At 75.4% G+C, this 8,468-nt stretch carries 7 protein-coding genes; 4 read left to right on the top strand and 3 right to left on the bottom strand.

What is annotated here, in order from left to right:
- Positions 1–875: YhgE/Pip family protein (locus F1544_RS12705; RefSeq protein WP_167585881.1), on the top strand; the 875-nt coding region annotated here is incomplete at its 5' end.
- 68 nt (positions 876–943) lie between these two features.
- On the opposite strand, the gene F1544_RS12700 is transcribed toward F1544_RS12705, so the two are convergent.
- Together F1544_RS12700 and aztD are read right to left on the bottom strand one after the other, a co-directional pair.
- On the bottom strand, positions 944–1,813 hold the full coding sequence (locus tag F1544_RS12700; protein WP_167585879.1) for a metal ABC transporter substrate-binding protein: 870 nt from the start codon (positions 1,811–1,813) through the stop codon (positions 944–946).
- Positions 1,810–3,117: a zinc metallochaperone AztD gene (aztD, locus tag F1544_RS12695; RefSeq protein WP_167585877.1), complete on the bottom strand. Its 1,308-nt coding sequence runs from the start codon at positions 3,115–3,117 to the stop codon at positions 1,810–1,812. The genes F1544_RS12700 and aztD overlap by 4 nt, the downstream gene beginning before the upstream one ends.
- Positions 3,118–3,217: 100 nt before the next feature.
- Between aztD and F1544_RS12690 the strand changes: the two genes are divergently transcribed.
- Together F1544_RS12690 and F1544_RS12685 are read left to right on the top strand one after the other, a co-directional pair.
- Complete coding sequence (locus F1544_RS12690; protein WP_208971773.1) at positions 3,218–3,937, top strand: metal ABC transporter ATP-binding protein; 720 nt, start codon at positions 3,218–3,220, stop codon at positions 3,935–3,937.
- On the top strand, positions 3,934–4,794 hold the full coding sequence (locus F1544_RS12685; RefSeq protein WP_208971772.1) for a metal ABC transporter permease: 861 nt from the start codon (positions 3,934–3,936) through the stop codon (positions 4,792–4,794). Before F1544_RS12690 ends, F1544_RS12685 begins: the two co-directional genes overlap by 4 nt.
- Here F1544_RS12685 and F1544_RS12680 read toward each other — a convergent pair.
- Entirely contained in the window at positions 4,748–5,578 is an 831-nt protein-coding gene (locus F1544_RS12680) for an alpha/beta fold hydrolase (RefSeq protein WP_167585875.1), read from the bottom strand. The two genes, F1544_RS12685 and F1544_RS12680, sit on opposite strands and share 47 nt — an antisense overlap.
- A gap of 218 nt (positions 5,579–5,796) precedes the next feature.
- Here F1544_RS12680 and clpB point away from each other — a divergent pair, with 218 nt between their 5' ends.
- A complete protein-coding gene (gene clpB / locus F1544_RS12675; RefSeq protein ID WP_167585904.1) occupies positions 5,797–8,442 on the top strand; it encodes an ATP-dependent chaperone ClpB in 2,646 nt (881 codons plus the stop codon).
- The last annotated feature ends 26 nt before the right edge of the window (positions 8,443–8,468 follow it).

Raw genomic sequence — 8,468 nt, 5'->3', positions numbered from 1 at the left:
CGTCCGGGGCGGCGACCCTGGCCGGCGGTGCCGACGCGGTCGACACCGGGGCGCAGCAGCTCGCCGCGGGGGCGGGCAGCGCCCGCGACGGCGCCTCGCAGCTCGCCGACGGCACCGCCCAGCTGGCCGACGGCAGCACCCGGCTCGCCGACGGGCTGCGCACCGGCGCCGACGCCGTCCCGACCTACTCCGACGCCGACCGCGCCCAGCGCTCGCAGGTCGCGGCCGCGCCGGTGCAGTCGACCTTCACGCGGGCCAACGCCGTGAGCGCCTACGGCGAGGGGCTGGCGCCGTACTTCATCTGCCTGTCGCTGTGGATCGGCGGGATGATCACGTACATGGTGCTGCGGGCCGTGTCCCCGCGGGCGCTGGCGACGACCGCGAGCTCCTGGCGCGCGGCGCTGTCGGGCTGGCTGCCGGGCGCGGCGTTCGGCGTCGTGCAGGCCGGGGCGCTGTTCGCGTGCCTGCACCTGTTCCTCGGCCTCAGCTCCGCGAGCACCTGGGCCACGATCGGGTTCGCGATGCTCGTCGCCGTCGTGTTCACGAGCATCCACCAGTGCTTCAACGCCCTGCTGGGCGGCATCGGCCGCCTCGTCGCGCTGGTCCTGCTCATGCTCCAGCTGGCCTCGGCCGGCGGCACCTACCCGGTCGCGACGGCGGGCCCGCTCTTCGAGGCCCTCAGCCCGTTCCTGCCGCTCACCTACGGCGTGCAGGGGCTGCGGCGCCTCATCGCCGAGGGCGCGACGGCGCAGGTGTGGAGCGACGTCGGGGCCCTGGTGGTGTTCGGGCTGCTGGCCATCGGCGTCACGCTCGTCGCCTGCCACCGCCGCCGGACCTGGTCGGTCGCGAAGCTCCACCCGAGCCTGACCCTCTGACCCCACCCCGCCGTGATCATGCGGGTAATCCCTGCATGATCACGGCGGGCTCACCCACAGGTCGGGCGTCAGCCGCAGGTGAGGCCCGTGCGCAGGGCCTCGAGGTTCTCGTGCAGGAGCCCGGGGTAGTCCTGGCCCGTCCCGACGCGCTCGACCGGGTGGAGCACGGACGTTCCCGCGCCCAGGTCGTCGGCGAACGTCTCGGCGACGGCCGGGCTCGTGGTGGCCTCGAAGAACACGGTGCGCACCCCCCGGCCGCGCACGGCGTCCACGACGTCGCGCACCCGGGCCGGGGTGGGCTCGACGTGCGGGTCGATGCCGGCGATCCCCACCTGCTGCAACCCGTACCGGGCGGCGAGGTAGCCGAAGGCCTCGTGGGAGGTGACGAGGGTCGCACCGCGGCAGGGTTCCAGCGCCTGGGTGAACTCGGTGTCCAGCGCGGTGAGGCTGTCCTCCAGTCGTCCGGCGGCCGCGTCGTACTCCGCCGCGCCCGCCGGGTCCACCTCCGTGAGCCCGGCGGCGACGTCGTGGCCGAGGTCGGCCATCCGCCGCGGGTCCAGCCAGAAGTGCGGGTCGCCCCGCAGGTCCGCCAGCGGCGCCGCGTCCACGACGTGCGCGGGGGCCTGCTGGTCCAGGGCCGCGTCGACGGCGGGCTGCAAGCCCGACAGGTGCACGACGAGGTCGGCTTCGCCGAGGCTCCCGACCTGCTGCGGCGAGAGCTCCAGGCCGTGGGTGTCGGCGCCGGGCGGCGTCAGGTTCGCAACCTGCGCGCGCCCGCCCGCGACCGCGGCGGCCACGAACTCCAGGGGGTAGCTCGACGTCACGACGCTGATCCCCGCGCGGTCCTCCTGCGCCGCCGCGCCACCCCCGCACGCCGCGAGGGTGGTGGCGGCCGCCAGCAGGGCGGTGGCGAACAGCTTGCGCGGGAGGGGGTTCACGCGCCGGCGGCGGAGTCGTCGACCTCGCCCGGGACGCCCGTGAGCTCGTTCGGGACGACCGTCAGGTCGGCGCTCTCGAACACCTCGCCGGTCTCGATGTCGACGGCGTGCACGGCCTTCGCCGCGGGGTCGGTGATGTACGCGGTGCCGTCCATCGTGAACACCTGCGGCTGGGGGGACTGCCAGTCCTCCTGGACCTCCCAGGGCGCGATGACCGGGACCGACCGCGTCACGGACCCGGCGGCGGTGTCGATGACGTGCAGGGCACCGTCGGTGCCGAGGACGACGCCCTCGCCGTCCTCCCCGCGCCCGAGGGAGCGGTACCAGTACGACGACGGCAGGTCGACGAGGCGCAGCTGCGCGGTGGTGGTGTCGATGAGCGAGACGCGGGTGGTGAGCTCCACCTCGGCGTCGGGGTCGGTCTTGTAGTCGCCCAGGACGATCGGGGACTCCTCGGTCCCGAACTGGTTCCCGACGCGGCCGTAGGCGTCCGGGCTCGCGACCTTGGTGATGACGCCGTCCCGGTAGACCAGGACCCCGTCGGTGCAGCCGATGACGACGGCCTCGTCGGCGGCGACGGTCTCGCCGTGGACGCTGGGGCAGGTGTCGTTCCGGGCAATCTCGGCGTTCTGCGCGTCCAGCACGCGGATCCCCGTGCGGGCGTCGACGGTGCCCTCGGAGACGACCATGCGGCCGTCCTGGAGCTCCACCGCGACGCCGTGGTGCGCGGCGGGGGTGGTGTACGTGCGCATGGTGCGGGCGTCGTCCTCGAGGTCGGTGCTGTCGAACCCGACGACGTTCCCGGTGCCGTCGTCGAACAGCGTGGTGCGCCCGGCGTGGGTCACGACGTGTCCGGGTTCCTCTGCGGCGAACACCGTGCCCGTGGCCCGGGGTTCGGCGGTGTAGTAGTGGGAGTGGTCGCCGTGCGGCTGCTCCCAGGAGCCCCCGTCCAGGACGTGGAAACCCCCCTTCCCGGAGACCAGGAAGTGCCGCCCGTCGCCGGCGGGGTTCAGGCGGGTGAAGCCCTCGAACTCCTCGTCGGCCAGCACCTCCAGCGTCGTCGCGTCGAGGACCTGGACGCCGCCGTCGTAGCTGATGGCGAGCCGGGGCGACGCGGCCGCCGCCTCGGTGGCGCCGGTCTCGACCGTCGCGCCGTCGGCCGCGGTGGTCGAGGACGGGGCGCTCGAGGACGGGGCGCTGGTGGGCGCGGCGGTGTCCCCGGTCGTCGAGCAGGCCGTCAGCAGGGCGAGCGGCAGGGTCGCGGCGAGGGCGAGCGGACGGCGGGTGCGGGAGGCGAGGTGCACGGGAACCCTTCGGTGGTGTCGGCGGCCGCGGCGGTGGGCCGCGGTCGGGGGTGGCGCCGACCGTAGCAGTGATGAGAACCATTACCGATAAGGTCGCGCCATGCCGCTCACCCGACCCGCACCTCCGCCGCGTCTCCAGGCCCCGGAGGCCCCCGAGCTCCTGCTGGAGCTCCGCTCGGCGGCCCTGGGTCACGACCGGGTGCCGCTGCTGCGCGACGTCGACCTCGTCGTGCGGGCCGGGGAGTGCCTCGCGGTCACCGGGCCGAACGGCGCCGGCAAGACCACCCTCGTGCGCGCGGCGCTCGGGCTCGCCGACGTCGTCGAGGGGGAGGTGCTGCGGCGCACGGCGCGGGTGGCCCTCGTCCCGCAGCGCCACTCCGTGCTCGCCTCCGTGCCGGCGACCGCGGCCGAGGTGGTCGCCGTCGGGCGGCTGCCCCTGACGGGGCCCCTGCGGCGGTGGGCGCCCGCCGCGCGCCGCGGCGACCGCGCCGCGGTGCTCGCAGCGCTGCGGACCGTCGGCCTCGCGGACCGGGCGCACCACGCGGTGGCCCGGCTCTCCGGCGGGCAGCAGCGTCGCGTCCTGCTCGCCCGGGCGCTGGCGTCCGAGCCGCGGCTGCTGCTCCTGGACGAGCCCACCGCCGGGGTCGACGAGGCCAACCAGCGCGTCGTCGGCGCCGTCCTGCGGCGGCTGCGCGACCAGGGCGTGGGCCTCGTCGTGGTCACCCACGACCCCGGGGCCCTCGGCGACCTCGTGACCCGGCGCGTCGAGGTCCGGGACGGGCGGGTCCGCGCGACCGAGGGCGCGGTGGCGGGGCGGTGACGGAGCTGCTCGAGCTGTGGAGCTACGACTTCATGCGCCGCGCCCTGCTGGCGGCCGCGCTCGTCGGGGTCGCCGCACCGCTGGTCGGGGCCTTCGTCGTCCAGCGCGGCCTCTCCCTCATCGGCGACGGCCTCGGCCACGTCGCCCTCACGGGGGTCGCCGCGGGCGTGCTGACCGGTTCCGCCCCCGTCTGGACCGCCCTCGTCGCGGCCGTCGCGGCGGCGCTCGCGGTCGAGGCCGTCAGAGCCCGCGGCCGCACCGGCGGCGACGTGGCCCTCGCCGTCATCTCCTACGGCGGGATCGCGGGCGGTGTCGTGCTGATGAGCGCAGCCCCACCCGGGAGCCCCGCGAACCTCGAGAGCTACCTGTTCGGCGCCCTCACCACGACCAGCCCCGCCGACGTGCGCACGTTCGGCGCGCTGGCCCTGGTGCTGCTGGTCGCGGTCCTGCTCCTGCGCCCGTGGTTCTTCGCCGTCTCCAGCGACGAGGAGCACGCCCGCGCCGTCGGCCTGCCCGCCCGGGCGCTGACCGCGGGCCTCGCGGTGCTCACCGCGGTCACCGTCGTGCTCTCGATGCGGACCGTCGGGCTGCTGCTCGTCAGCGCCCTCGTGGTGGTGCCCGTCGCCGCGGCGCAGCGCACCTGCACGAGCTTCGCGGCCGTGCAGGTCACGGCGTGCGCCGTGGGCCTCGTCGCCGGCACCGGCGGGGTCGTGGCGAGCTACCGGCTCGGGACGCCGCCGGGCGGGACGATCGTGCTGCTGGCCCTGGCGATCTTCCTCGTCGCGGTGCTCGCGTCGGGGTGGCGCGCCCTCACCCGGTGGGCAGTCCCGCCCAGAACGCGAGCACGGCGGCCGTGAACCCGTCCGGGCGCTCCACCGGGATCAGCGTGCGCGCGCCGGGGACCACGACCACCCTGGCGTCGCGGCAGGTGGCCGCCGCCGCGCGGGCCTGCTCGGGGCTCAGGTCCCCGCGGTCGTCGCCCGCCAGGAGCAGCACGGGCACCCGGGCGCGGGCGAGCTCGGCACCCAGGTCGGTGCGGGCCACGATGAACGAACGCAGGCTCGCGGCCTGGCTGCGCCGGTCCGCCGCGGCGAGGCTGCCGGTGAGGACGGCAACCGCCCCGGGGTCGGCGGCGCGGCTCGCGTCGGTCAGCTGCGCCTGCGCGACCATCCCGCGCAGCGGCCCGGCGATCCCGGTGCGCTGCACGACGTGCGCGAGGACGGCCAGCTGCCGCCGGCGTCCGGCCGGCAGCGGGAAGGTCGGCGAGCTCGCCGCGACCAGGCTGCGCAGCCGGCCCGGGCTCGTCCCCGCGATCCGGTACCCGACGTGCCCGCCCCAGGCGTTGCCGACCCAGTCCACGGGCCCGGTCTCGCCCAGGCCGTCGAGGAGGTCCTGCGCCGCGAGGGCGCACTCGGCGATGGTCGTGGTCCGCAGCAGCGGGTCGCTCGCACCCCAGCCGGGGCCGTCGACGAGGACCAGGCGCCGGGCGGCGGCGAGGCCCTCGGCGACGCGGTCGTAGCTGCGCGAGTCGACGAACATGCTGGGCCAGAGGACCGCCGTGGGGCCCTCGCCCACGGTGCGGACGGCCAGGCGGCCCAGGCGGGTGGGGACGAGCGTGGTCGAGGTCGTGGGAACGGTCACCGCGGGCTCCGGGAGGCGGCAGGGGTGCGCGCCGGGCGGTCGCGCGGACCGACGGTAGGACGGCCCGCCGGGCGCCGGCAGGGGTTCCCGTCGACTCGTCCGGCCCCTCTTCGGGGGTCGGCGCCGACGGGTCGCCACCCGAGTTGAGCGGAACAAGCTCAACTCTGGCATCGTTGACCCCGGTGTCGTCGTCCACCCCGTTCGTCCTGGAGGTACCTGTGGACCTGAAGCTCACCACCCGCGCCCAGGAGGCCCTCGCCGACGCCGTCGGGCGCGCCACCACCGGGGGCCACGCGCAGGTCGAGCCCCTGCACGTGCTGGCCGCCCTGCTCGAGCAGGACAACGGCGTCGCGGGTCACCTGCTCGACGCCGTCGGCGCCGACCGCGCCACGGTCGCCACCCGCGTCCGGGGCGCGCTCGCGTCGCTGCCCAGCGCGTCCGGCTCCTCGGTGAGCCAGCCGCAGCTCTCCCGCCCCGCCGTGGCGCTCATGCAGGCCGCGGGCGACGAGGCGCGCGGGCTCGACGACGCCTACGTCTCGACCGAGCACCTGATGCTGGGTGCGGCCGCCTCGACGTCCGCCGCCGGTGAGGCGCTGCGCGCCGTCGGCGCGACCCGCGACGCGCTGCTCGACGCCCTGCCCGCCGTGCGCGGCGGCGCGAAGGTCACCTCGCCCGACCCGGAGGGCACCTACAAGTCGCTGGAGAAGTACGGCGTCGACCTCACGGAGCAGGCCCGCCAGGGCCGCCTCGACCCGGTCATCGGCCGCGACGCCGAGATCCGCCGCGTCGTGCAGGTGCTGAGCCGCCGCACCAAGAACAACCCCGTCCTCATCGGCGAGCCCGGCGTCGGCAAGACCGCCGTCGTCGAGGGCCTGGCCCAGCGCATCGTCGCGGGTGACGTCCCGGAGTCCCTGCGCGGCAAGCGCCTCATCTCCCTGGACCTCGCCTCGATGGTCGCGGGCGCGAAGTACCGCGGGGAGTTCGAGGAGCGGCTGAAGGCCGTCCTGACCGAGATCCAGAACTCCGAGGGGCAGGTCGTCACCTTCATCGACGAGCTGCACACCGTCGTCGGCGCGGGTGCGGCCGAGGGTTCCATGGACGCGGGCAACATGCTCAAGCCCATGCTCGCGCGCGGTCAGCTGCGCCTCGTCGGCGCGACCACGCTGGACGAGTACCGCGAGCGCATCGAGAAGGACCCCGCGCTGGAGCGCCGCTTCCAGCAGGTGTTCGTCGGCGAGCCGAGCGTGCCCGACACCATCGGCATCCTCCGCGGCCTGCGCGAGCGCTACGAGGCGCACCACAAGGTGTCGATCTCCGACGCCGCCCTGGTCGCCGCCGCGACGCTGTCCGACCGCTACATCTCCGGCCGGCAGCTGCCCGACAAGGCGATCGACCTCGTCGACGAGGCCGCGTCCCGGCTGCGCATGGAGATCGACTCCTCGCCCATCGAGATCGACGAGCTCCGCCGCGCCGTCGACCGGCTGAAGATGGAGCAGCTGGCGCTGTCCAAGGAGGACGACGTCGCTTCCCGCGAGCGGCTCGGTGCGCTGCGCGCGCAGCTGGCCGACAAGCAGGAGCAGCTGACCGCGCTGAACGCCCGGTGGGAGCAGGAGAAGGCGGGCCTGAACCGGGTCGGCGACCTGAAGAAGACCGTCGACGAGCTGCGCTCGCAGGCCGAGCGGCTGCAGCGCGAGGGTGACCTCGCGGGCGCCAGCGAGATCCTCTACGGCCGCATCCCCGGCCTGGAGGCCGACCTGGCCGCCGCCCAGCAGGCGGAGGGTTCCGGGATCTCGCAGCCGCCGATGGTGGCCGACGAGGTGGGTCCCGACGACATCGCCGAGGTGATCGCGGGCTGGACGGGCATCCCCGCCGGCCGCCTCCTGGAGGGCGAGACCGCGAAGCTGCTGCGCATGGAGGAGTTCCTGGGCAGCCGCCTCATCGGCCAGGCCGAGGCCGTCGGCGCCGTCTCGGACGCGGTGCGCCGCAGCCGGGCCGGGGTCAACGACCCCGACCGCCCGACCGGCTCGTTCCTGTTCCTCGGCCCCACCGGGGTGGGTAAGACGGAGCTCGCGAAGGCGCTGGCGGACTTCCTCTTCGACGACGAGCGGGCCATGGTCCGCATCGACATGAGCGAGTACGCGGAGAAGCACGCGGTGGCCCGCCTCGTCGGGGCCCCTCCGGGCTACGTCGGCTACGAGGAGGGCGGTCAGCTCACCGAGGCCGTCCGGCGCCGCCCCTACTCGGTCGTGCTGCTCGACGAGGTGGAGAAGGCCCACCCGGAGGTGTTCGACATCCTCCTGCAGGTCCTCGACGACGGTCGCCTGACCGACGGCCAGGGCCGCACGGTGGACTTCCGCAACGTCATCCTGGTGCTCACCTCGAACCTGGGCTCGCAGTTCCTGGTGGACCCGGAGCTGTCGCAGGAGACCAAGCGCGACGCCGTGATGAGCGCGGTGCGGGCGAACTTCAAGCCGGAGTTCCTCAACCGCCTCGACGACGTCGTGGTGTTCGACCCGCTGTCGACGCAGGAGCTGTCGCGCATCGTGGACCTGCAGGTCCAGCGGCTCGCGGCCCGGCTCGCCGACCGCCGCATCGCGCTGGAGGTCACCGACGCGGGCAAGGACTGGCTCGCGATCACGGGCTACGACCCCGCCTACGGGGCCCGGCCGCTGCGCCGGCTGGTGCAGCGCGAGATCGGTGACCGGCTCGCGAAGGCGCTGCTGTCCGGGACCGTCCGCGACGGCGACACCGTCGAGGTGGACGTCGAGGACGGCGGGTTCTCCCTCGACCTGGACGACCCGGGTTCGGCCCGGCGCACCGGCCTCGTCGTGCGGCGCGCGGACACGGCCGTCACCGCGGTCTGATCCGGGTGTCCCCGCTGCGTCCGCCG

Origin of the sequence: Kineococcus rubinsiae (genome assembly GCF_011839805.1) — a bacterium.
In the GTDB taxonomy this organism is placed as follows: domain Bacteria; phylum Actinomycetota; class Actinomycetes; order Actinomycetales; family Kineococcaceae; genus Kineococcus; species Kineococcus rubinsiae.
The sequence above is the reverse complement of the archived record's forward strand: the minus strand, read 5'-3'. Positions and strand labels throughout refer to the sequence as shown.

What these genes read in the sequence shown, in the direction of transcription:
- F1544_RS12690 (WP_208971773.1), top strand. Translation starts at nt 3,218, where the DNA reads ATGCCGCTCACCCGACCCGCACCTCCGCCGCGTCTCCAGGCCCCGGAG.